Source organism: Clostridium thermosuccinogenes (assembly GCF_002896855.1).
Classification (GTDB): Bacteria; Bacillota; Clostridia; order Acetivibrionales; family DSM-5807; genus Pseudoclostridium; species Pseudoclostridium thermosuccinogenes.
The window spans coordinates 493,272-517,603 of the sequence record NZ_CP021850.1 but is presented as its reverse complement, the minus strand read 5'-3'; the positions used below and the strand labels follow the sequence as shown (position 1 = coordinate 517,603).

The 24,332-nt window shown below is 43.6% G+C and carries 20 protein-coding genes and 1 other annotated feature; of the genes, 4 read left to right on the top strand and 16 right to left on the bottom strand.

Annotation, left to right across the window (positions count from 1 at the left end; all coding sequences use genetic code 11):
• Positions 1-79 precede the first annotated feature (79 nt).
• From CDO33_RS02325 to CDO33_RS02305, 5 genes are all read right to left on the bottom strand, one after another.
• A complete protein-coding gene (locus tag CDO33_RS02325) occupies positions 80-997 on the bottom strand; it encodes a helix-turn-helix transcriptional regulator (protein WP_103082969.1) in 918 nt (305 codons plus the stop codon).
• 69 nt (positions 998-1,066) lie between these two features.
• Entirely contained in the window at positions 1,067-2,167 is a 1,101-nt protein-coding gene (locus CDO33_RS02320) for an FtsX-like permease family protein (protein ID WP_103082970.1), read from the bottom strand.
• Positions 2,168-2,172: 5 nt separating this feature from the next.
• A complete protein-coding gene (locus tag CDO33_RS02315) occupies positions 2,173-3,309 on the bottom strand; it encodes an ABC transporter permease (protein ID WP_103082971.1) in 1,137 nt (378 codons plus the stop codon).
• Entirely contained in the window at positions 3,293-4,084 is a 792-nt protein-coding gene (locus CDO33_RS02310; RefSeq protein WP_103082972.1) for an ABC transporter ATP-binding protein, read from the bottom strand. Before CDO33_RS02310 ends, CDO33_RS02315 begins: the two co-directional genes overlap by 17 nt.
• Positions 4,051-4,560, bottom strand: coding sequence for a PadR family transcriptional regulator (locus tag CDO33_RS02305; RefSeq protein WP_103082973.1), 510 nt, complete (start codon positions 4,558-4,560; stop codon positions 4,051-4,053). The genes CDO33_RS02310 and CDO33_RS02305 overlap by 34 nt, the downstream gene beginning before the upstream one ends.
• 397 nt (positions 4,561-4,957) lie before the next feature.
• Here CDO33_RS02305 and CDO33_RS02300 point away from each other — a divergent pair, with 397 nt between their 5' ends.
• Complete coding sequence (locus tag CDO33_RS02300; RefSeq protein ID WP_161496601.1) at positions 4,958-5,788, top strand: MBL fold metallo-hydrolase; 831 nt, start codon at positions 4,958-4,960, stop codon at positions 5,786-5,788.
• 381 nt (positions 5,789-6,169) lie between these two features.
• On the opposite strand, the gene gpmI is transcribed toward CDO33_RS02300, so the two are convergent.
• The 10 genes from gpmI to trpE all read right to left on the bottom strand — a co-directional run bounded on the left by gpmI (position 6,170) and on the right by trpE (position 17,020).
• A complete protein-coding gene (gene gpmI / locus CDO33_RS02295) occupies positions 6,170-7,753 on the bottom strand; it encodes a 2,3-bisphosphoglycerate-independent phosphoglycerate mutase (RefSeq protein ID WP_103082975.1) in 1,584 nt (527 codons plus the stop codon).
• Positions 7,754-8,171: 418 nt separating this feature from the next.
• Positions 8,172-9,104, bottom strand: coding sequence for a GTP-binding protein (locus tag CDO33_RS02290; protein WP_103082976.1), 933 nt, complete (start codon positions 9,102-9,104; stop codon positions 8,172-8,174).
• The gene (locus tag CDO33_RS02285) at positions 9,101-10,144 is read right to left on the bottom strand and encodes a uroporphyrinogen decarboxylase family protein (protein WP_103082977.1); all 1,044 of its coding nucleotides are present in this window, start codon (positions 10,142-10,144) and stop codon (positions 9,101-9,103) included. The genes CDO33_RS02290 and CDO33_RS02285 overlap by 4 nt, the downstream gene beginning before the upstream one ends.
• 187 nt (positions 10,145-10,331) lie before the next feature.
• A complete protein-coding gene (gene trpA, locus CDO33_RS02280; protein ID WP_103082978.1) occupies positions 10,332-11,111 on the bottom strand; it encodes a tryptophan synthase subunit alpha in 780 nt (259 codons plus the stop codon).
• On the bottom strand, positions 11,104-12,324 hold the full coding sequence (gene trpB, locus CDO33_RS02275; RefSeq protein ID WP_103082979.1) for a tryptophan synthase subunit beta: 1,221 nt from the start codon (positions 12,322-12,324) through the stop codon (positions 11,104-11,106). The genes trpA and trpB overlap by 8 nt, the downstream gene beginning before the upstream one ends.
• A 72-nt stretch (positions 12,325-12,396) precedes the next feature.
• On the bottom strand, positions 12,397-13,014 hold the full coding sequence (locus CDO33_RS02270) for a phosphoribosylanthranilate isomerase (protein ID WP_103082980.1): 618 nt from the start codon (positions 13,012-13,014) through the stop codon (positions 12,397-12,399).
• Between the two features lie 36 nt (positions 13,015-13,050).
• Positions 13,051-13,863, bottom strand: coding sequence for an indole-3-glycerol phosphate synthase TrpC (gene trpC, locus CDO33_RS02265; RefSeq protein WP_103082981.1), 813 nt, complete (start codon positions 13,861-13,863; stop codon positions 13,051-13,053).
• Positions 13,864-13,971: 108 nt separating this feature from the next.
• On the bottom strand, positions 13,972-14,985 hold the full coding sequence (trpD, locus tag CDO33_RS02260) for an anthranilate phosphoribosyltransferase (protein WP_103082982.1): 1,014 nt from the start codon (positions 14,983-14,985) through the stop codon (positions 13,972-13,974).
• Positions 14,982-15,563: an anthranilate synthase component II gene (locus CDO33_RS02255; protein WP_103082983.1), complete on the bottom strand. Its 582-nt coding sequence runs from the start codon at positions 15,561-15,563 to the stop codon at positions 14,982-14,984. Before CDO33_RS02255 ends, trpD begins: the two co-directional genes overlap by 4 nt.
• A complete protein-coding gene (gene trpE, locus CDO33_RS02250) occupies positions 15,563-17,020 on the bottom strand; it encodes an anthranilate synthase component I (RefSeq protein ID WP_103082984.1) in 1,458 nt (485 codons plus the stop codon). Before trpE ends, CDO33_RS02255 begins: the two co-directional genes overlap by 1 nt.
• A 97-nt stretch (positions 17,021-17,117) precedes the next feature.
• Positions 17,118-17,364, bottom strand: a binding site (T-box leader).
• Between the two features lie 287 nt (positions 17,365-17,651).
• On the opposite strand from trpE, the gene CDO33_RS02245 reads away from it, so the two are divergent.
• Complete coding sequence (locus CDO33_RS02245; protein WP_103083328.1) at positions 17,652-18,950, top strand: IS30 family transposase; 1,299 nt, start codon at positions 17,652-17,654, stop codon at positions 18,948-18,950.
• A 379-nt stretch (positions 18,951-19,329) separates the two neighbouring features.
• On the opposite strand, the gene CDO33_RS02240 is transcribed toward CDO33_RS02245, so the two are convergent.
• On the bottom strand, positions 19,330-21,555 hold the full coding sequence (locus CDO33_RS02240) for a HelD family protein (RefSeq protein ID WP_161496596.1): 2,226 nt from the start codon (positions 21,553-21,555) through the stop codon (positions 19,330-19,332).
• A 991-nt stretch (positions 21,556-22,546) separates the two neighbouring features.
• On the opposite strand from CDO33_RS02240, the gene CDO33_RS02235 reads away from it, so the two are divergent.
• Both CDO33_RS02235 and CDO33_RS02230 read left to right on the top strand, forming a co-directional pair.
• A complete protein-coding gene (locus CDO33_RS02235) occupies positions 22,547-22,897 on the top strand; it encodes a PadR family transcriptional regulator (protein WP_103082775.1) in 351 nt (116 codons plus the stop codon).
• Positions 22,881-24,278 (top strand): FtsW/RodA/SpoVE family cell cycle protein, encoded by a 1,398-nt coding sequence (locus CDO33_RS02230; RefSeq protein ID WP_103082776.1) that lies wholly within the window; start codon positions 22,881-22,883, stop codon positions 24,276-24,278. The genes CDO33_RS02235 and CDO33_RS02230 overlap by 17 nt, the downstream gene beginning before the upstream one ends.
• Positions 24,279-24,332 lie beyond the last annotated feature (54 nt).

The window sequence follows — 24,332 nt, the reverse complement described above, 5'->3', positions numbered from 1 at the left end:
GTCTCGTTGTGCCAGCACAACAGGTTAAATTAATAGTAATCGGATTTTTAATCATAAAACCTGACAGTCGCATGCCATATTAAGCTTGCTGCTCGTAAAACTTCAAGGCTCTTTTTAACCTGTCGGAAATTATCCTTCGTATGTGGTCCGGCTCCAGCACCTCCACATTGCAGCCGTAGGACATAATATAGCCGTAGACCCACTCATCTTCCGGAAATGAGACCGATACATCAAAGGTTCCGTCGGCGTTTCTTTTAATCAGATCTTCGTCAAAATCGTCATAAAGCCTGTGCAATGCCTGGGGATAGAATTTAAGCTTTAAATTTACCATTTCTTTTGGTTTCTCGTCCTTTGCACGCTTTTCAATATTGTCGGGGTTTCTTCTTTCAAAGCTTTCCTTTGTGACAACGACGTTTTTAATTCTGGAAATGCGGAAGGTGCGAAAATCCTCTCTGAGTTTGCAATACCCCCACAGATACCAAGCCTGACCTTTAAATATCAGCTTCATGGGCTCAACACTGCGGGAACTTTTGCTTCCGTCGGCATTTATATAGTCAAAGGAGATAACTGTCCGGCTAAGAATTGCTTCCTTGATATCGGCAAATTTGTTATGCTCATTTGGGTTGCTGCTCCAGGGAGAAAAATCTATATAAGCAAAGTCTGAGGAAACAGCATTTTTAAATATTCCTCCGATTTTATCAAGAATCATGTCGATTTGGGGATATTTTGTTGCCTGCAGTGTTTTAAGCGCCAGCATCATGCTTTCGCTTTCCTGCTTTGATAGTATGGTTTTATTAAGGGAAAAATCCTCAAGAAGGGATATGCCGCCTCCATTTCCCTTGCTGGTGAATACAGGGACCCCGGAGTAGGATAACACATCAATGTCCCTGTATATCGTTCTTGTGGAAACTCCAAACCTGTCAGCCAGTTCCTTTGCAGTGACAGTTCCTCTGTTCAGCAATATTATGATTATTTCCAGCAGCCTGTTAACTTTCATAAACCACCCGCATGATTACTTGTTTATGTAATTATATCATTTATTTTCAAAATGCACATCGCCCATGGATCAGTTAACAGGCAAATTATTGAGCAGATATTCCTTTGCAGCCTCTGACCATCCCAGTATTCTTGCGGTGATAATTCCATCCTTGTCCATTACATAAAGTGCAGGTGTTGTGCCCGCATTGAAAGCCCACTTGGTGGATTTTTTGTGATCGGCATATGGGGCAACGGACAGATGGTTGGCCGAAATATATTCCTCTACTCTTTTGATAGATGTATCTAAACATATGGCATATACATCATCGCTTTCGAGCCGGCCTTCCGAAATAAGATTGTTTAGTTCATTCAAAAGACTGATGGAGGGAAAACACCCTTCTTCCCAGATCAACAGGCAGTAGTTTTTATCTTTAAGCTCTTCGGAGGATATTACTTTTCCGTTACCATCCTCAAAGGAAAAGGCCGGAGCTTGCTGAGTAATTGCCGGAGGAGCACCGGCTGTGTTTATCATATCCTCCCTGTACGCAGCTTCCAGATTGTGATTTATTGAAATCCCTCCTATTATGATGGCAGCTGTAATCAGAAGATATGCTATATTATATTTCCTTTCGGGATTCTCTCTTCTGCTTATACCTTTCCTTCTTAAGACATCTGCCGGATCCGTTTGCACTGCCTTGGCAGCAGGCAAAATTCCGGACAAGAACGCAAAAATTAACAATATAAGGGCGCTGCCCGCAATAAGAAAAATATCTATTTTGGCATTCAAACCAAAAACATCGTCAGAAAGATTGGCAGCCAGGGCTGCTCCCAGCGTAACGCCGCATAAAGCCGGAATAAGCAAAGAAAGCAAGGTGTCCTTTAAAACAAGGGCGACTATATCAGAATCCTTCGCTCCTACAGCCTTTCTCAGCCCGATCTCACCCGACCTCCTGTAAAGATGTATCAGCTGTATTCCCGTTGTTCCAAGCGCTGTTACGAATACTGCCAGAATTGTAATTCCATTAAGATAATAAAGGATAGTCGCGGATTGTTCATTCTTAATGCCTGCCCTTATTTGCTCCGCATAACCCATATTCATCGATAGAACTATAGTTATTACTGCAAAAACAAAGACTACCTCAATAAAGGTAAAAATGCTCAGTCTGAATTGCTTAAGCGCTTTTGTCATCCAAATCACTCCTCTCTCAGTGCTGCTGCAGGGTCAATCATTGCTGCCCTTGCCGCCGGAAGCATTGACGTGATAAGCCCTGTCATGGCAGCCAGCAGGATTCCCGCCGCAATGGAAACAGCATTAAAGCTAAGTGAGAATTGGCCCAATCCGAGATTGGTCAAGGTATTCACTATTGAAGCAGCAGCAATGCCTCCCATACCTCCATTTAAAGCGCAATGCAGTATTTCACAAACTATTTGCCGGATAATATGGCCAGGCTTTGCACCTATTGCAGTCCTGAGTCCGATTTCCCTCTCCCGGTCGATAATTGAAGCAGTAGCGATATGAATGATATTAAAAGCTGCAACTGCCAAAACCATCAGCGAAAGCAAAAAAATCATCAAAAACTCTTTAACAGCATTGTTACCATTCAAAAGTGATGCTTCTTCATACTGGTAGGGCAGCAGCTTAAGCCTATCAATGTCCATGCCTTTAATGCCTGCCTTTTCGCCCAGTTCTGACCAGATATATTCCTCGGACAGGCCCTTCCTGTCCAATACGATTTTATATATCAGTCCTGATCGCTCGTCTATCTTCTCTATGTATTTATAAAGGGTGGTTACCGGAACAAAAATATCCTCCTCACCGATAGCCTCATCCCCTGATATAACCCCTATAATTTCATAAGGTTCACCGTTCAAATCAATATGGGTTGCATTCCTTGTCCTGACGAGGTCATAAACATTGCTTTTTATCACGCAAACCTTTTCATACCCATCAATATCCCGGGGAGAAAGGTATCTACCCTTAATCATCTGAAACTCTAAAATTTCCGCCATATTGCTCCCTGTACCCACAACCTGGCCTACCATCAATGGCTCGCCCTCGTAGGAAACAGCGACACCAAATCCTTTTGCCATGACATCAGAAACAACCTTTTCCGGAAGCAGGCTTTGTATCTGCTTTGCGAAATCCAAACCCATGCCATATATCGCCAAATGGTTGTCCGTATTGATGATTTTATATTTGTCGGACTCCAGCGCTTCCTTTTTCAGCCGAATCATGGTCCATTGCGTCTGACCTGCCGTAAAAACAATTAATGAGCAGAATACTCCAAATGCTATGCCGATGCTCAGCAGCCATTTATAAAATCTCTTCATTTTCTCCCTCCTCTGGCCATCCAAAAGGATTTATCAGGGTGCTTTTGGTTTGTGAAGCTTTTTTCACGCGCATATCGTCATTAATCCTGCCGTCTGCCAGCCTTACTAACCGGTCGGCATAACCGGCAATCCTTGAATCATGAGTAATAACCACAATTGTTGTGCCGGTTGCCAAATTCAATCTGCGGAGCTCCTCCATTATGCTCTGTCCACTTACCGAATCCAGATTTCCGGTAGGCTCATCCGCCAGTATTATATCGGGCTTGTTGACCAATGCCCTTGCTATTGCCACCCTTTGCTGCTGGCCTCCTGACAGCTGGTCGGGATAACGGTATCCCATGCCCTCAAGCCCTACCGAAGCCAGTGCTTCATTGACCAGCGCCTGCCTTTTGCTTTTGGGTACACCACCATATTTCAAAGGCAATGCAACATTCGAAGCTATATTCAGCTCCGGGAGCAGATTGTAGGCTTGAAAAACAAATCCGATAGCCTTGTTTCTGATCAATGCCTTTTCCTTTCTTGACAAGTTGCTTATATTTTTACCTTTCAGATGGTATGTTCCGGCCGTAGGCGAATCCAGGCACCCCATGATATTAAGCAAAGTGGATTTGCCTGATCCCGAAGGCCCCATAATAGCCACAAACTCGCCTTGAGCTATAGTGAGATCAATACCTTTTAAGGCATTAATTAAATTGCTCCCACAGGAATAGTCGCGCCTGATACCTTTCATCTCAATGAGATTTAATTTCTGTTCTTCATGTACAGTTCTATCCATTTCAAATCAGCCTCCGCTTTCATAATATTTCTTTCAAAAATCCAACTGGTAAGAGAGCCTTCATCCTTGATTTGATTCTTCTTGGCAACAAGCTCGGCTATAAGGTTTATAAGATATACCCTGCGTTTTTCCAGAAGGTGTTTCGCCTTTTCCCTGTCGATAAATTCTAGGGCGGCCAACTGAAAAGAAAGCTCATCGCCAAACACATTCCAGTCGGCTTCCTGTTCCAACCAGTTTTTCAGCTGCCTCAGTCCCTCCTCGGTTATCCTGTATACCTTTTTGTCCGGCTTTTCTTCCTGCTTTATTTCTTCGGATAAAACCAGCCCGTCCCTTTCCAGGCGGGTCAATGTAGTATAGACCTGCCCGAAATTCAAAGTCCACTGCTCTGAAACCAGTTTCTCAAAACATGTTTTAAGTTCATACCCATGCATGGCTTGCTTTGATAAAATAGCAAGAAATAAATGTTTAACCGCCATATTATCTCCTTATATATACTGAGTATATAGTTATATACTCAGTATATATCTTGGGGAATATATAGTCAATACCTTAAACCCATTCCTTTTACGTTTCTGTCCGGAGGCTTTTGTGAAAGGGGAGAAACGTGGAATTTATAACCTTATAAAGGCTCCTGCAGAATTTTGCCGGAGTTTCTCAAAATCATAAACTGTTAATTGATTTTTGAGACACAAAAAACAATGTACGATGAATCAGCTACTGACATTCCCCTCGCCTTATTGTATAATGTAAAGGTATTGAACGTTGCTTTAGGACTGCCATATGGCTAAAGTTTCACAGCGTACTTATCAGTTCTGGCAAAATCCATGCACAAAGCAGGATTAAAAAAATAAACATATGAATGGAGCTGAAAGAATGAAGTTTACATTTTTAGGTACGGCGGCTGCTGAGGGATGGCCCGGTATATTCTGTGAGTGTGAGGGCTGCAGAAAGGCAAAAGAGCTCGGTGGAAGAAATATAAGAACAAGGTCCCAGGCTGTAATCGATGATCAGCTTTTAATCGATTTCCCGGCAGATACTTATCTCCATGTATTATATCACGGATTGAATTTAGCCAAAATAAAGCATTGCTTAATAACCCATGCTCACAGCGACCATCTTTATGAAGCTGAATTTGAGATGCGCAGGAAGGGATTTGCTTATCCCAAAGAGGAATCCGCTTTAACAGTATATGGTACAAACTTAACTGCTTACAAAGTAAATAACATTATAAATCTATATGGGCTAAGCGATGAAGGAAGAGTTAAGTTTCAGATGATTGAGCCTTTTCATCCCATTGATGTTATGAATTATACAGTGACTCCCCTAAAGGCAGATCACGCTCCTATCTGTAATCCAGTATTCTATTGGATCAGTGATCATAGCAAGAACATCTTATATGCCAACGATACCGGATATTTTCCCGAAGAAACCTGGAGCTACCTGGAGGAGAAAAAACCATATTTTAACTTAGTATCTTTGGATTGCACTTTTGGAGCAATGGAATGCAGACACGGACATATGGGGCTTTCCACAAATGTGGAGGTTAAGAACCGCCTTATGGAATTATCCTGCGCTGACGAAAATACTATATTCGTCTCCCACCATTTCTCCCATAATGGAAAGCTGGTTTATGACGAGTTGGTACCGATTGCAGAACAGCATAATTTTTTGGTTTCCTATGATGGAATGACAATTAATATATAATTTAATTATACAGTTCTTATCCCTCACCCATTCTATAAATTACTCACAGAGAGCCCAATTTACAGACATGGCGGGCTCTCTTTATAATGCAATGAAATTGCCAAAATCCGGTAAGGATTGAACATCAGGCCGGTACCTCCTCGAACCTGTATTCATCATAATCGCATACCGGCTTATATCCTATCTTCATATAAACACTGTTGGAAACCGGATTTGCCAAATCGGTAAACAAGCTGCTTTTGTGCCAGCTTTAATTTTGAGGGCATTTTTAACTTTTGTTTTATGCCTTATTCTTCATCTATCACATTTAATTTACTCTTAATTCTTTATTCTCAGCAACAATGCCTCGTCATTGCCACCCCATAAAGCTGTTTTGCGTCTTTAATATGATATAATGCTTTCCTCCCACACATCAGGCTTCTCTAAACCAAGAAGATCTGCCACCGTCGCAGCAACATTCGCCAGACCAAAAGCGCCTTTCTTTATCTCATGCTTTTCCAGCCTGTCATATATGATGAACGGAACAGGATTTAAGGTATGAGCCGTTTTAGCTTTCGGAGGTTCGTCACCCTTTGCTTTCTCATACATTTCATCCGCATTTCCGTGGTCGGCGGTAACAATCAGTATAGCACCGGTTTCATCAACGGCCTTCACAATCCTTTCAAGGCACAAATCCACAGCTTCAACGGCAATTTTCGCAGCTTGAAAGCTTCCGGTGTGACCCACCATGTCCCCGTTAGGGAAATTTGCCCGCATAAATGCATACTTTCCGGATCGTATTGCCTCAATCAACTTATCGGTAATCTCCGCGGACTTCATCCAAGGACGCTGTTCAAATGGAACTTTGTCCGACGGCACTTCCTCGAAAACCTCCAGAGCCTCGTCAAACTTTTCGGTTCTATTGCCGTTCCAGAAATATGTGACGTGGCCGTACTTCTGTGTTTCCGATACGGCATACTGCTTTAATCCATGGCGCACTAGAAGTTCCGAAAGGGTATTTTTGATGTCCGGCGGGTCCACCAGGTAGCGTTTTGGCAGTTTCAGATCCCCATCATACTGCAGCATGCCGGCAAATATGACCTTTGGGTGTCTTTTTCTGTCGAACTTGTCAAATTCCTCATCCTCAAAAGCCTTGCTTATCTCAATAGCCCGGTCGCCTCTAAAGTTGAACAAAATAACACTGTCATTGTCATCGATAATACCTACCGGCAATCCCCCTTCGGCTATGACAAACGGCGGAAGATCCTGATCTATAACCCCCAGCTCTTTTCTGTAAGTTTCAATCGCCTGGGTTGCACTTTCAAATTGCCTGCCTATGCCCAAAACATGAGCCTCCCAGCCTAACCTGACCATTTCCCAGTTGGCTTCGTAACGATCCATGGTGATCTTCATCCGTCCGCCACCTGATGCAATCCTGCCGTCAAAGTCCTCACAGTTGAGCTCTGAAAGCAGGCTTTCCAAATCATCCACATACTTCAAAGCGGAAGTAGCCTCCACATCCCGGCCATCCAGGAGAATGTGAACCCTGACTTTTGATACTCCCTGTTCTTTTGCCCTCCTCAGCATGGATTTCAAATGGCTGATATTGGAATGCACGTTTCCATCGGACAAAAGCCCGATGAAATGCAGCACCGACCTGTTCTCAATGCAGTTATTTATAAGCGTATTCCACGTTTTTGATGCATACATCTTTCCGTTTTCAATTGATTCATTCACCAGCTTTGCTCCCTGAGCATAAATCTGTCCGCAGCCTAGAGCGTTATGACCTACTTCGCTGTTGCCCATGTCCTCATCCGAAGGCAGCCCTACAGCTGTCCCATGAGCTTTTATTGCTGTATTCGGGCAGGTGCGCATAAGCATGTCCAAAGTGGGTGTATATGCAGCTTTTACAGCATTTCCATACTCACTTTCATTTAAACCTATACCATCCATCACCACTAAAACCACTGGTCTTCTTTCATCCATCCGCTATCCCTCCAAAGTCTAATTACAATTCACATATATGTTTTATACCCTTTATATTAATTTCATACCACCAAAAATCCTTCTTAAGTTAATTTTTCCGTGACCTGGTGACCTGAGGACGCTCCTTCATTTTTTATATTTTATAACGTCTTAAAAACAAAGGGACGCTCCCGCTTTTTAATTATAAAATCAACAGGAGTGTCCCTTTTTATTATCAGGCAGACATATATCGCACAATGTTTCTCCTTTTTAATTCTTCTTAATTGAAGAAACAGGAGCTATTCCTTTTGCGACTCATTTTGCCATATACAATTTTCAACAAAACATTTAACAAGCATGAAGTAAAATATAAGCTTCCTCCATCAGCAGTAAGACGAATATATTGTCCGTTTTTCACGTCTTTAAAATGCTATGTCCTTTAACAACCTGTAGCATAGGATTTCAAGCACTCGGATATTTTCCTTCGGTTAAGCCTCCTGCCAATAACATTCAGCATGGCCTGCCCGCTGGAGCAAATTTCAAACAGGCGGTCACTTACGGTGCAGTTTACTGCTATTGCACCGTCTTGAGACTTCACAAAACCTTTTATACGGGATATTTCACCGTATTCTTCACTGGATGTCATGTGAAGAATACAACGGTCAATGCTTTCCACCGTATATACTCCTTCAGGATAAATCCGGGTGCTCTGGAAAATCATCGTATGATCTGCAGTCCTTCTTTCATGCTTTCTGCGGATAGGAACCGCTTTCATAAGCTTTTCAAAATCCTCATCCTTCAGCATAGGCGATGAAACCGGATAACAGGGGATATCCTCATCCACCCCTATCTCCCCGGCAATATGCTGTATGCACGCCTTTGCATCGTCAAGGTTGCATGCAGGTTCTATATCCGTCTTTGTCCAAAGGACACAACCCATGTCCGCAAGCTCCGAAGCCAGAACCAGCCGTTCTTCACTGTTTAGCCTGGATACCGTATGAGGGTCGACAAGGGTAATGCCCATTCCAGCCCTGCATTTATCCTTTAGATCGGGGCTATTTATTACTTCAAAAAACACATCGCCGTCGAAAATACCCGATGGCTCTACAATGATTCGGTCACAGGTCCGGCACAGCTCCAATAATATCTGGTGAAAGCTCGTTTTCAGAGTACAGCATATGCAGCCTCCGGAAATTTCCGCCACGTTTCCGAACTCCCTTTCCAAAAGGGCCGAATCCACTCCGGGCGCTCCAAATTCGTTCTCAACAACAGCGAATTTAATATTTTTCCGCCTTAAATAGTCGCCGTATTTTTTTATAAATGTAGTTTTTCCGGCTCCCAAAAAGCCGGTTACCAGATCTATCTCCGTCATTTCCCATACTTCCCGTATGTTTTTGCGATATCTATCATGCGCTGAGCACGGTCAAAGGACGCGTTGGCAGGGTATTCGCAGCCGGTTGCCAGTATGAATCCGCCGCCCTTTGCCATGGCATCTATCTGATCCCGGCACTGCTTATCCCATTCCTCATCGGTGCCTATAACGGCATTTGCAGGTGTAACGCATCCTATAAGGGTGGTAATATCACCATATTTCTTTTTGCATTCAGCAAAGTCCTTGCAGTCATCCGGCGGATACAAAAAGGAAATAGCCGCAGGCTGCATGGTTTCTATCTGCACATCAAAATAAATGTTCTGCCCGCAGTTGTGAACCATCGTGAGGCAATTTTTCTCCCTTATCACCTGAGCCAGTTCTCTTACAAACCCGCCTTCCATTCTGAGCCACATGTCCTTTGACATGATGGAGCCTGACGCAAAAAGCGTATCCAGCATTATGGCATCAACACCGGTGTCGCACAAAGCAGCCACATACTCCTTCAAAGTCTCGTTAATCTCCCTGGTTGCAGCAAGCACCGCGTCGGGATCGTCATATATATCCATATACATATCCTGCTGGTTGCGAAGCATGGAAAGCACCCCGAGAGGACCGAACACGAACGCCACTACAGGCTTTTTGCCTTTGAGTTCGGCCACCAGACGGCGGCATACATCTATGTGCATCATCATGCGCTTTGATGTGCGATAATCCACTTTTTTGATTTTTGCATAATCATCCAAATCCTTTATCACACAGTCGGAATAATCGGGATGGGCCGCCTCGTTTTCGGGGAATATAAGCTTCTGGCCCCACGCATCACATTCAATGGAAAGGTCGATGAGGGTAACAACACAATCTATATCAAACTCCTGTGTTGATTTGATAAACGCCTCGGCGCAAATCTTTGCGTCCGTTGACCATTCCTCATAGCTTGCACCCACCAGTTTCCTTGTAATACCGCTTAAAATGGGATAGACCGGCACCCTGTCCGCCTCTTTATGGGACAACGCAGCAGCAACACGTTCATATGAATTCATATCAACATCTCCTTAGCCATATTTTTGACCTGATAAATTTTATAGCAGTTTTCTTAACAATCCGCAAAAACAAATGTTAAGAATATAACAATCACATTTAAATTTTATATACTGCTAAGGAGATTTTCTTGTAAAAACTTAATAGTTTTGGGTAAAATATTGTCATTTTTTTATCAATTTCAACCTATCATCCGCCAACCCGCACTGCGTCCTTCATCATGCGCACATATCGGGCAACATGGGGAACACATTCCGAACCATACTGCTCCACGATTTTCACGATGGCGCTTCCTACGATTATACCGTCGGAAAATTCGGCCATCCTCGATGCCTGCTCAGGGGTTGAAATGCCAAAACCTACGGCGCACGGGATTTCATTGACCTCCTTTACCAGCCTTATCATCTCCCTGGCATCATCGCTGATATCCTGCCGTACGCCGGTCACTCCCAGGGATGACACACAGTAAACAAAGCCCCGGGCTTCCCTGGCTATCATGTGTATCCGGTTTTCAGAGGTAGGTGCGATCATGGAAATCAGGTGAACTCCATACTTTAAGCAGTAAGGCATGAATTCATCTTTTTCCTCAAAGGGCAGGTCCGGGATGATTATCGCGTCCACACCGGCCTCACTGCAGTTTTTCATAAATCTGTCAGCGCCATAGGAGAAAATTACATTGGCATATGTCATAAATGCCATGGCAACATCGCAAACCTTACGGATGCGCTTTACCATACCGAATATTTCGTCCACCGATATGCCACCTGACAGGGCACGGGCGCTCGCGTCCTGGATAACTTGACCTTCGGCCACCGGATCGGAAAATGGTATTCCCAGCTCTATTAAATCCGCACCGGCTTCTGCCATCCTGAGCACCAGCTGTTCGGTTATCTCCATCGATGGGTCCCCTGCGGTTATAAAGGGAATAAAGGCTTTGCCATTGGCAAACGCCTGCTCTATCCTATTCATGAATTTGCACCCCCCTGTAGCGCGCTATTGCGGCGACATCCTTGTCCCCTCTGCCTGAAAGGCAGATCACCATAATTTGATCCCGTCCCATGGCAGGAGCGAGCTTTCTGGCATACGCAACCGCATGGGCGCTTTCTATCGCCGGAATAATTCCCTCGACACGGGACAGGTATTCAAAAGCTTCCACCGCCTCATCATCGGTAACCGGTACATACTCGGCCCTGCCTGTATCATGCAGATAGGCATGCTCCGGACCTACCCCCGGATAGTCCAGACCTGCTGAAATAGAGTAAACTGGAGAGATCTGCCCATGCCCATCCTGGCAGAAGTAGGATTTCATACCGTGGAATATGCCCACCTTCCCGATTGTCATTGTGGCAGCGGTTTTATCAGTATCTACGCCATGTCCGGCAGCCTCACAGCCGATAAGCCGGACACCGGAATCACCAATAAAATCGTAAAACAATCCCATGGCGTTGCTTCCTCCGCCAACACAAGCCAGCAGCACATCGGGCAGCCTGCCTTCCTTTTCCAGCATCTGCTTTTTCACCTCACGCCCGATAATGCTCTGAAAATCCCTGACTATGGTTGGAAACGGATGAGGCCCCATGACAGATCCCAGCACATAATGGGTATCCCGGACGCGCCTGCTCCACTCCTTCAAGGTTTCATTCACCGCATCCTTCAGCGTTCGGGTTCCGCTTGTCACTACATGCACCTTGGCGCCCAGCAGCTTCATGCGATAAACATTGAGAGCCTGACGCTCAGTATCTTCCTCACCCATGAATATTTCGCATTCCATTCCCAGCAAGGCTGCGGCAGTTGCTGTGGCAACGCCATGCTGCCCGGCCCCGGTCTCGGCAATTACCCGGGTTTTGCCCATGTACTTGGCAAGAAGCACCTGCCCCAAAACATTGTTTATTTTATGGGAACCGGTATGGTTGAGATCCTCCCTTTTGAGGTAGATTTTTGCCCCTCCCAGGTCTTTGGTCATCTTCTCTGCATAATATAAATGGGATGGCCGCCCGGCATAGTTTTTCAAAAGATCATCCAGTTCCTTGGTAAACTTCGGATCATCCTTGAAACGGCTATATGCCTTTTCCAGCTCAATTACCGCGTTCATCAGCGTTTCCGGAATATACCGGCCTCCATAAACCCCAAACTTTCCTTTTGAAGAGTCGTGGAGCTTTATGGTGTTTTCGGTTTTTTCCATACACATCATCCCCCTTTCAAGGTTTAATAAATTCAACTATTTTCATTCCGCATTTTCATAAGTCATTTATAGCTACCTTCCGGCTACCCTTGCCTTAACTACGATTTCCCTTATCTTATCCGGATCCTTGCATCCATCCGTTTCCACTCCGCTGCTTACATCGATGCAGTAAGGCCGGTACTGTTCAATCGCCTGCAATATATTCCCGGAGTCAATTCCTCCCGCCAGGAAATACGGCCTGCCTATATCAGGAATCATAGACCAGTCAAAGGTCATGCCGCTGCCTCCATATTTATTTTCATGATAGGTGTCCAGCAACAGGTAATCGCAGGGAAGCTTAAGCGCTTTTTCTATATCTTCTGGGCTTTTCACCCTGACCGCTTTAATTATTTCATTTGAAACACAGCTTTTCAGCTTCCTTATATAATCTTCACTCTCATCGCCGTGAAGCTGCACCACATCAATCACACGTGAGTCGCAAAGCCTCATGATATTTTCCATATTTTCATTGACAAACACTCCTACAGCCTTAATTGAAGGATTCAGACATGTCTTCAGGTCTTTTGCCGACTCCGGCGTTACCTGCCTCCTGCTATTGGCGAAAACAAAGCCGATGTAATCCGGAAGTGCTGCGTTTACCGCATCAATATCCTGTTTCCTTGTCAATCCGCAAATTTTTATTTTGGGCATTCAATCACCTCCCAATTTCCGGCATTGGCCTTTCTCTCAGCTCATATCGACACCAGCGCCCCTGAGGTACGAAAGCATGGCCTTTTTGTCCCTGCTTCTCATCAGGGTTTCCCCTATCAGCACCGCATTTACTCCTGCTTCTTCCAGTGCCGATATATGCTCCGGCGTCTGAATTCCACTTTCAGCAACATAAATGATCCCTTCCGGAACCAGCTTCCGTAATGCTATACAATTGTTGATGTCCACCTCAAAGGTCTTGAGATTCCTGTTATTTACCCCTATAACCCGGGCCCCTGCTTCAATGGCGGAACCTACCTCTTCCTCAGTGTGGGCTTCCACAAGGGCTGAAAGCCCCATCATGTCGCATATTTCAATGTATCTTCCGATGGTGCCGGTATCCAGCAGGGAGCAAATCAGCAATACTGCATCAGCTCCCATCAGCTTTGCCTCATAAATCTGGTACTCATCCACAATAAAATCCTTCCGCAGCACCGGAATCTTTACCCGCCTGCTGATTTCCTCAAGGTAAACATCCTTCCCTTTAAAATATTCCGGCTCCGTCAGCACAGAAATGGCATGGGCTCCGGCTTCTTCATACTCCATGGCTATCTCCCGGTAGGGGAAATCCTGGGCAATCATCCCTTTGGACGGAGAAGCTCTTTTCACTTCGCAAATGAATGAAATCCCATCCCTTCTCAGGCTTTTCTCAAAAGCATGATGCTCACGGCCATGAAATTTTCTAGCTTCCCCGTTACAGAAAATCCGGGATTTCAGATCATTCAGGGACATATTTCTTTTCGCTGCTTCCACGCGCTTTCTAGCGGATTCAGCCAGCATATCAAGGATCATATTCCACCTCCTCTACAAACCATGATTTTCCTCCATTATCCCGCATTATCTTATAATCCTATGATCTTGAGCATATAAAGAAAGTATATCGGGTGGAAGTAATCCAGCTCAGTCTCCTGCGTTGGAAAGAGCAACAAACCTGTTCAGCTGTTCCAAAGCCTTGCCGCTGTCAATCATGTCCGCTGCCATCTTTACGCATTCCCTCAGAGTGATATTGTCATAGAACATATAAAGGCAGACGGCGGAGTTCAGCAGCACTATATCCCTTTTAGGCCCTTTTTCGCCTGTCAGTATCCTTCTGGCAATCTCAGCATTTTCCTGAGGGCCACCGCCGATCAAATCCTCAGGTTTGCAGTATTCGAAGCCCAACTGTCGGGGATCTAAAAAGAAGCTGTTCAATCGGCCGTTATTTACTTCACACACAGTTGTTGAAGCGGTCAGGGATATCTCATCCAGCCCGTCATGTCCATGTACCACTACAGCTTTTTTCACCCCAAGGTTTGCCAGCACCCTCGCCATAGGCTCCACCAGGTTTTCATCATAAACCCCCAGTAGCTGGTAATTTGCTTCAGCGGGGCTTGCCAGCGGTCCAAGGATATTGAAAATGGTGCGCACACCCAATTCTTTTCTCACCGGCGCGGCATATTTCATGGAGGAATGATAATGGGGAGCAAACATGAAGCACAGTCCAATCTCTTTTAAAATACTTTCGCTTTTTGATACAGGGATGTCAATTTTCACACCCAAAGCCTCCAGCACATCGGCGCTTCCACATTTGCTGGACACACTCCGGTTGCCGTGCTTTGCCACCGGCACGCCTGCTGCCGAAATCACGAAAGAGGAAACGGTGGATATGTTAAATGTATAAGCCTGGTCTCCTCCGGTACCCACAATATCCAGAACATCGCCATCATGCTTCAGCTTGACTCCGTATTTTCTCATAATCATGGCACAGGCCGTGATTTCATCTGTGGTTTCTCCTTTCATTCTCATAGCTGTGATAAAAGATGCTATCTGCGCATTGGTAGCGCTTCCGCTCATTATTTCATCCATAACCGATTTGGTCATTTCAAGCGACAGGTCTTCCCTGTTCAACAGCTTTTGAATCGCTTCCTTTATCATCCTTCCTCACCACCTATCCCTAAAAAATTGCTCATTATTGTAGCACCCTGGGGCGTGAGTATGGATTCCGGGTGGAACTGAAGCCCGTATATCTCATAATTCCTGTGCTTCACGCCCATTATCTCCCCTTCCTCATCTTCTGCAATCACCAGTAGGTCGTCAGGAAGGGATGTTTTTTGCGCCGCAAGGGAGTGATACCTGGCTGCTTGAATTATGGGAGGCAGCCCTCTGAATATCCTGCTGCCATTGGCAATATATATGCTGCTCTGCTTTCCGTGCATCAACCGCTTAGCCGGCACAACAGAAGCTCCGAACACCTCGCATATTGCCTGATGACCTAAGCATATGCCGAGGATAGGTACCAATCCTTTCATATGATAGATAAGCGCTTCACTTATACCGGCATTTTTCGGATAACCCGGCCCGGGGGATATGATAATATGAGAAGGGTTTAAATTTTTTACCTGATCTACCGTCATTTCATCGTTGCGTATCACACGTATATCACTGCTGAATGCTCCTGCCAGCTGCACCAGGTTATAGGAAAAACTGTCATAGTTATCGACTAGTAAAATCATCAACCATCCACCTCCCTTGCTGCTACAATAGCTTCCATTATGGCCTTTGCCTTATTCTTTGATTCTTCATACTCTTTTTCGGGGATACTGTCCGCCACTATGCCTCCCCCGGCCTGAACATATACCCTGCCGTTTTTCTTTACAGCCATACGTATTGCAATGCAAACGTCCATATTGCCTGTGAAGCCTATATAACCTATAGCTCCGCCATAAATCCCTCTCGGCTCCTTTTCCAGCTCTTCTATGATCTCACATGCGCGGATTTTGGGCGCCCCGGACAAAGTTCCTGCCGGAAGGAGTGCCTCTATGGCGTCTAAGGCGTCCTTTCCCTCTTCAATAGTACCTTCCACTTCGGAGGTGATGTGCATGATCCTTGAATAGCGCTGAATCTTCTTATAACTGGTGACGTGCACACTGGAAAACCTGGATATCTTCCCGATGTCATTCCGGGCAAGGTCCACCAGCATATTGTGTTCAGCCAGCTCCTTCTCATCCTTAAGCAGCTCCCTTTCCAATGCCTCGTCCTCTTCCCTGTTCTTTCCCCGGGGTCTGGATCCGGCTATCGGAAAGGTTGAAAGCGTCCCATGCTGAAGCCTTACCAAGGTTTCGGGAGATGCGCATATCAACTGTACATCATCATTTTGCATATACACCATGTATGGAGACGGATTTGTAGTTCTAAGCACGCGGTAGGCATTGATGAGGCTGTCTTCGTATTCCGCTTCAAACCGCCTGGAGATTACGGCCTGAAAAATATCTCCGTTTTTTATATACTCCTTTGTTTTCAAAACCATATTGCAGTATTCTTCTTTGGTCACATTACAAACAAAATGGGGTTTGACATCTGTACTGCCGGCAGGCGGTAAAACCGGCTCTGCTATCATACGGACGATATTCTCGATATCGGCGATGGCTTTTTTGTAGTTTTCCTTTACATTATCGGTCCGCATGTTTACAACAATCTTGATCTTCTGCTTCAGATGGTCGTAAGCGATCACCTTGTCAAACAGCATAAGGTCAAAATCATTGAACTCGCTGCTTCTCAGCTTCAAAACCGGTTCTGCGTATCCGATCATGCCATAGGCGAAATATCCCACAAACCCTCCTGCAAAAGGCGGAATATCTTCCAGCTCCGGCGCTTTGTATTTTGAGAGGTATTCCCTCAGCACGTCAAAAGGCTTTGGTGAGCGCACAATTTTCTTCTCGCCGTCCTCAATGGTTATTTCTCCGTTTTTGCAGGTAACGCGGGCAATCGGGTTATAGCCCAGAAATGAGTATCTTCCCCATTTTTCACCGCCTTCAATGCTCTCTAAGAGATAGTACCTGTCGCTTATCCGGGATATTTTTCTAAGAAGTGCAATGGGAGTTGTAATATCAGCATAGATTTCCCTGCAGACCGGAATAACACCGTAATCTTTTGCCATCTGCTCAATTTCGTCATATTTGGGAGTTAACATCTACATCACCTCGTTTTCTTAATTTGGATTTAACAAGCTCTTTTCTCATAGAACGACACAGCAATTACAAATGTAATAAAAAAAGCTTTCGTCCCAAAATAGGGACAAAAGCTTATGCTTCTGCGGTGCCACCCAAGTTGGCGCATACTAACGCCCACTCCTTTTGCATACCATCATATGCATCCTCCTGATAACGGGTAGGACCCCCGTAAGCGCCTACTCTCTTTCGATTTCGGGCTTCCCTCGCAAGCCCATTCGGAATGGCCTTGTAACCGCATTCTCACCACCGGCGGCTCTCTTTGTACAAGCAACCAATTCTTACTTCTCTTGCTCTTCGGTTTATTCAGATAAAAGATTTAGGCAGATTATACCATTGTTTATCTTCGCTGTCAATAATAGTTTTTAATAAATATGACATGTCTAAATTTAACAATTTAGAGTTTAATTGAAAAAGTTATTTCCACCCCAAATTCATAGACAGTGGAATTTAGTTTTGCAAATCGCTAGAAATGAGAAAGGTGGAAGTTACTTTTGCAAAGATCACACTGTTCCTATTTTCTTGTGAAAGCTGGAATATTGTCTCTCAAAAAGCTATGATATATATGGTGGTGCCTCTGAAGGGGGTACATATATGCGTGGCTTTAAACATTTGAGTCAGGAAGAAAGAAATATAATTGAACAAAGGTTAATCAGCAGGAAATCATTCAAAAGCATAGCACGCGAGCTTGGAAAGGACCCAACCACGATATCCAAGGAAGTGAAGAACCATATCCAATTTAGGAAAACCGGCTGTTATGGAAGAGTGTTCAATGATTGTAAACATCGTATTGGTTGCCCTGTTAAGCATCTTTGCGGCAGTTTGCGTTGTAGCCGTTATTGTCGCGCTTGCAAGTCTCGCATGTGTTCATCACTATGTCATGAGTATCAACAGGAAATTTGTCCCAAGCTTTCGAAGCCGCCCTATGTTTGTAATGGTTGTGAAGACAAACAGTCTTGTACATTAGAGAAGAGGATTTATTCTGCAACACATGCACAAAGAGAATACGAGACAGTACGCTCTGAGTGCCGTCAGGGTTTACAAATCACTGAAGAAGAAGCGATAAGATTGGATTCCATTATTAGCCCGCTGCTAATTAAAGGCCAGTCACTCCACCATATATGCATTAACCATGCTGATGAAATCATGCTCGATGAACGCACACTCTACAACTATGTGGACAAGGGTATCTTTACAGCAAAAAATATCGATATGCCAAGAGTTGTACGTATGGGCAGACGTAAAAAGGGAAAAGACCAGTTCAAAGTGGATAAAAAATGCCGAATAGGCCGAACTTATCAAGACTTTCTTAAATTTATGCAAGAGCATCCGGACCTTCCCGTAGTGGAAATGGACACGGTAATAGGAAGAATAGGCGGCAAAGTCCTGCTGACACTGCATTTTACTGTCCCACAGCTCATGCTCGCATTCATTAGAGATGCTAATACCTCCCAATCTGTCATTGATATCTTTGATCAGCTTTACCTGGAACTAGGCCCGGATACCTTCCGCAAATTGTTCCCGGTATTACTTTGTGACAACGGCAGTGAGTTCTCGAATCCGTCCGCTATTGAATTCGATTCACATGGGCAACGCAGAACCTGTGTATTCTACTGTAATCCGCTGGCTCCTTACCAGAAAGGCGCAGCAGAAAACAACCATGCTTTGATTAGACGCATTATCCCAAAGGGTACTTCTCTTGATGAGTTTACTCAGCGGGACATAACTCTTATGATGAACCATATCAACTCGTACAGTCGACTGAATCTCGGGGATAAAACCCCTTATTGGGCTTTTGGATTGCTCTACGGGGAAGAAATATTAAGAAGGATGAATGTAGAACTCATCCCGACAGATAATGTCACCCTGCATTCATCCCTTCTTAAGAAATAAATATTAAATAACCAGAGGCACCACCAGCCACAACTCTATAAGCATTTACAAACAGGGTGGAAATTACTCTTGCAAAAAGTTAGTTAATCTTCACACCTCTAGTTTGATATACCCAAAAAAGGGCTGGCTTTGTTCCTCTACTTCATATTTTAACCTATTATTGACTGAAAAGCATTAAAAATTTGCCTAAATAAACTAATCCAAAACCCGCTGAATTACTATTTTTCTCAATGATAACAGCATCCATGGAATTTACTTTTGCAAAGTGGAAATTACCTTTTCAATTGACCTTAACAATTTAGACTACACTGCACTATAAGCATCTATATTTATAGTAGATATTTGGTTCCTTAATTCATAAAGCATCCAGTAAACGACATCAATCATGTTTGGATTCTATCTTTTTTAAGATTCCAGCTCCATCTATAGAGCAGACATCCAGCCTATGGAGAGCCCTGGTGCAAACGGTGTAAAAAAGCTGGTTTTCCTCATGCAAGTATTCGTCCTCCGACAGGATCACTGCGACAGCAACGTCAAATTCAAGCCCTTTGGCAAGATAAGAAGGTATCACGACGACGCCTTTTTCTATCTGATCATTTTCATTCTCTATGATATGAACAGGCATAATCGTTTTTAGATGTCTATATACTCGCTGGCAACTGCCTAGATTACGGCAGATAATGGCGATAGAGCTGTAACCATCTTTTTTTGCATTGCCTATGCAATCCGTGACCAAACCGCACACACCGTCAACCGTCGGCGAAGTCATTACCTCAGGCTTCTTACCATGCCTTCCATAGGGTATTGCCTTTGTAGGCAGTATCTGCGAGGCAAACTCCATTATCTCAATTGTAGAGCGGTAGCACTTGCTAAGTTCGGTATACTCCAAGCTGTCCGGGTCAAGGAGTTCCCCTGCCAATTTCAGGTTTCCTATGCCGAAGGCAGAATTTATATTCTGGCTGGCATCACCCAAAAGTGTGATTCCACAATTAGGGTAAAACCTTGAGAATAGCTTATATGTTATATACGAATAATCCTGGGCCTCATCTATCATTACATGCTTCGCATCCTTATCTGCATCCAGCATCCCAAGAAGTGCCATGAGATAAAGTATTGGCGATTGATCCTCATATAAAAGGATAGCGTTATCCAAGGCTTCTACAGTTCTTTTGCGTATTTTCTCAGAGGATGGCCCTCCGCATAGTCTCCAAATCTCATCATCTTTAAATAATCTTTGATATAGCCTGACTATGTCAATAGAGATCATGTTTTTCACTTTTTCTATTGCTGTTTCCGATTCTCTTTTTACAGCAATACGGCTTCTGGCTTTGATCTCACTTTCGTCCATATATTCTTCTGAATTGGCAAACTCATCAATCTTTTCTTTTTTTCTCTGCTTCATATATTCATTGATGCGTGTCATCACATATGTTTCTATGCGGGAAAGCCTTTTGGCAACAGGCATGTAGCTGAAGCTATTATAAAAAAGATCCGCCAGCTCGTCCCTGGAAGCAATAATAGCATCACCTATAGCAATATCTTCAAAGTGTATCATTTTGCTCTCAAAAACCGCAGCATACTTCTCCAGCATGGCTGTAAATATTTCTGAAGCTTTAAAGCCCATTGACTCCAATTGGCCGCTTTTCTCATCGATGGATTTCTGTGAAAGCTGCCATTCCATCATTTCCGTATATGTCTCATATTTTTTAAACGAATCTCCCAGAGTGCTTTGAACAAGCCCGGTTAACGTATTGCATGGAATATCATCCTCACCCAGCTCAGGCAAAACATCGGAAATATATTCGGCAAAAATACCACTTGGGGTATATAATCTGATATTCTCGGCCTTAATAGTTTTACGGTCACGATAAAGCAAGTATGCAGCCCTATGCAGCGCTATTGAAGTTTTTCCGCTTCCGGCAGCTCCCTGGACCGCGAGTACCCGTTTGCTTCCATACCTGATTGCCCGGTTCTGTTCCCTCTGTATTGTGCTGACAATGGTTTTCATCCTGCCATCCGTACTTCCGGCCAAAATATCCTGTAAAATCTTATCCTCTATAGCGACATTGGTATCAAACATCCATAAAAGAGTACCTCTATCAATTCTGTACTGCCGCTTAAGAAGGAGCTCTCCCTCGATTAATCCTGCAGGGCATTCATATGAAGCCGGACCAGGCTCAAAGTCATAAAACATGTTGCTGATCGGTGCCCGCCAGTCATAAATCAATATTTCATCATTATTAATATCACGCAATCCATAGATGCCAATATAGAAGCTTTCTGCACATTCGCCATCTTCTTTGAAGTCAATCCTGCAAAAGTATGGTGAAACGAGCTGCCTCTCAAGCATTTTAATTTCCTTTTCGTTTCTAGCCGAGTCCGCAATATTTCGTTTCAAGAAATTTATGTCCTGCAGGAAAGAAGGAATCTTTAAAATCGAATTTTGTCCGTTAAGAGCCCCTGTTTCCTCCCACATCTCTTTATTTATAGCCCTCATCTCTTTGGAATACTCAGCGCTCTTGCTGATCTTCACGTTCAATACATCTAAAATTACCTGTTTTACATATTCAAGCCTCTCAACTTCTTTTTCCCAATCCGGATGCATTTTCATCCCTCCATTAAACTTTATCTGGGTTTTTTAATAAACTCAGCTTACATGATTTTTTATTATCCTTTTGAAATCCTTACGGTCATATACAAACATATATGCTTTACAATGACGTCAGATACTCCAAAGCAGCACAGTTGAATATACATAACTTATTTGCTTTGTGTCAGGGCATAATCCTTGGAATGAGTTTAGTATGTTTATTAGTACTATGTTGCTATACTGGAAAACAACGACTTTAAGCCTGCTTCATCTTCCCCAGTGACGCTTAAACCGGCCTTTTGTTGCCGCAAGAACATGGTTGATCAATTATTGGGCCAATTTGCCGCATTTCGGGGAAATTTAGTCTTCCAGCAATTTTTTAAGTAATTAAATAGCAAAGCAAAATTAAGTTACCCTTTTCGCTGATGAAATAATGCATAATTCCAAATAGATGCGCTTCTTATATCATACAGGTATAAAATGTAAATGATAAGTCTATAAAAAAAATTTTACTTATGATATAATATAAGTGGAAGGAATAATAACACATCTGACATCTCATTTGACAAACAGCGAGAAATACCTGCATTTATCTCTATCGGAGCGGTGAAACCCGAATCACATTTTTTATGCCATTTTCAGCCCTTTAGATTTTCATGCCTTTATATTCAGTACCTTAGTGAGTTTACTGCTGACATTTACCCTTAGAACTCCTGTATGCAGCTTTCTTGCTCTGGCCCCTTCTCAACTTACTCCAGCATTAAGCTATTCCGGTATTAAGCTGCAATCATTCTCTAAGGCCCAACCTTACTACACCGGTAGCTAGGCAATATTTCGACTTATTGATGCGTAGAGAAAAGCCATACCCTGCCTGGATTGGGAAGCCCCTTCCTTGTAAACCTCGTGGGAAAAGGTAAAACTCGGAATATTATCTCTTGACATATATAGATGATCGATATATCCTATATATAGATCATCTATATATGAAAGGAAGGGTGACAATTCCATGCCAATTGATAAAACCTTGTTAAGTGGCAGTACAACAATGCTTATACTCAGGCTGCTGGAAGACAGGGATATGTATGGATATCAGATGATTGAAGAGCTGTCAAAGAGATCCAATGATACCTTTAACCTTAAAGCCGGCACACTTTATCCTTTACTTCACAGTCTTGAACAGCAGGGAATGGTTACTTCCTATGATAAAAATGCCGACGGCGCCAGAATGCGGAAGTACTACAGCATAACAAAAAAGGGCAGGAAACTGCTGGCTGACAAGAAAGCCGAATGGCAAAATTATTTCACTGCTGTAAATCACGTATTGCAAGGAGGTGCAGGGCTTGCAACGTCATATTAAAGTACAGCAATATTTAGAAACAGTTTGCAGTCAGATACGGTGCAAGAAAATTCATGCCGATATCTGGGAGGAAATCGAAAATCATATTATCGATCAGAAAGAAGCTTATAAGGCTCAAGGCATTGATGAGGAAGTTGCAACAATAAAGGCCCTTGAGCAGATGGGCGACCCGGTAATAGTGGGTACGGAGCTTGACCGCACACATAGACCGAAACCCGAATGGTCGATCATCGCATTAACGGCCTTGCTGCTTATTACAGGAACTGTTATAAGATCTTTTACCTCCCCTCAGGAATTAAACGGCATAGAGTTGTTCAATAAGCAATTATTTTTTACCCTTGTGGGGCTAGGCTTGATGGTTCTGTTTTACCATATGGATTTTACTGTTCTCGGGAAACATCCAAAAACGGTTTTTCTTTTGTTAGCAGTGGTAATCGTATTTTTGATTGGCCTGTCAAAGCCTGCCCTGGGAAGATACAGATATGCCTCCTATTTGCTTTTATTGTTTCCAACCTTGTTTGCAGGAGTTGTTTATAGCATGAGAAACAGGGGCTATACCGGGATTATTGGCTGTGGGATACTTTTCGCAGTATCCTTTATTATATCCATGGTTATCCCGAGCACTTCTTCATGCGTACTTCTCACTCTCTCCTGCCTTATTGTGCTTACTATAGCCATATCAAAAGGCTGGTTCGGTGTGAAAAAGCTCTATGCTTTATTGCTCGTTTACCTGCCGGTGATAGGGGTTCTGGCAGCGATATTTGCCAGCGGTATTTTATCAGAAAGAATTGCCCTTGCTATAAATCCATCCATCGACCCTCACGGCAAAGGATACACCGGTGCCATAATAAGGCAGCTATTATCGGGTGCCCAATTCATAGGACAAGGCAATGTGCCTGAGTATTTCCAGGGAGTATCCGCACCTCAGATTCTACCAGGCATAAATAGCGATCTGCTGATCACATACATAATTCATAGATTCGGATGGCTGGTCTTTTTCATTACTGCAGCGCTTTTAATATTGTTTATTGTCCGTACATTTATGCTCTGTCTAAAACAGAAAAGCGTGCTTGCCCAGCTGGTCTCGACAGCGATAACCTTAACTTTTGCAATCCAGACCATATTTTACATATCGGTAAATTTGGGATTTCAACTTTTTGGGCCTCTTTCTTTGCCATTGATCTCACAAAGCAGCTCTTATCTGTTAATAAATATGAGTCTGGTGGGTATACTTCTTTCAGTATTCAAAACCGGGTATTTTATTAAAGACAAGGAAGACAGCATAAAAACAGCCGTCAATCCCTTCATTAAATTTGAGGATGGCAAGCTGATTATTTATGTATCCGATGGTCAATATCGTCATCGGAGCCGCCATGATTAGAACCTATTTATAAGATATTCATTTATTTTAACCATTTGCATTTTTTAACGATTA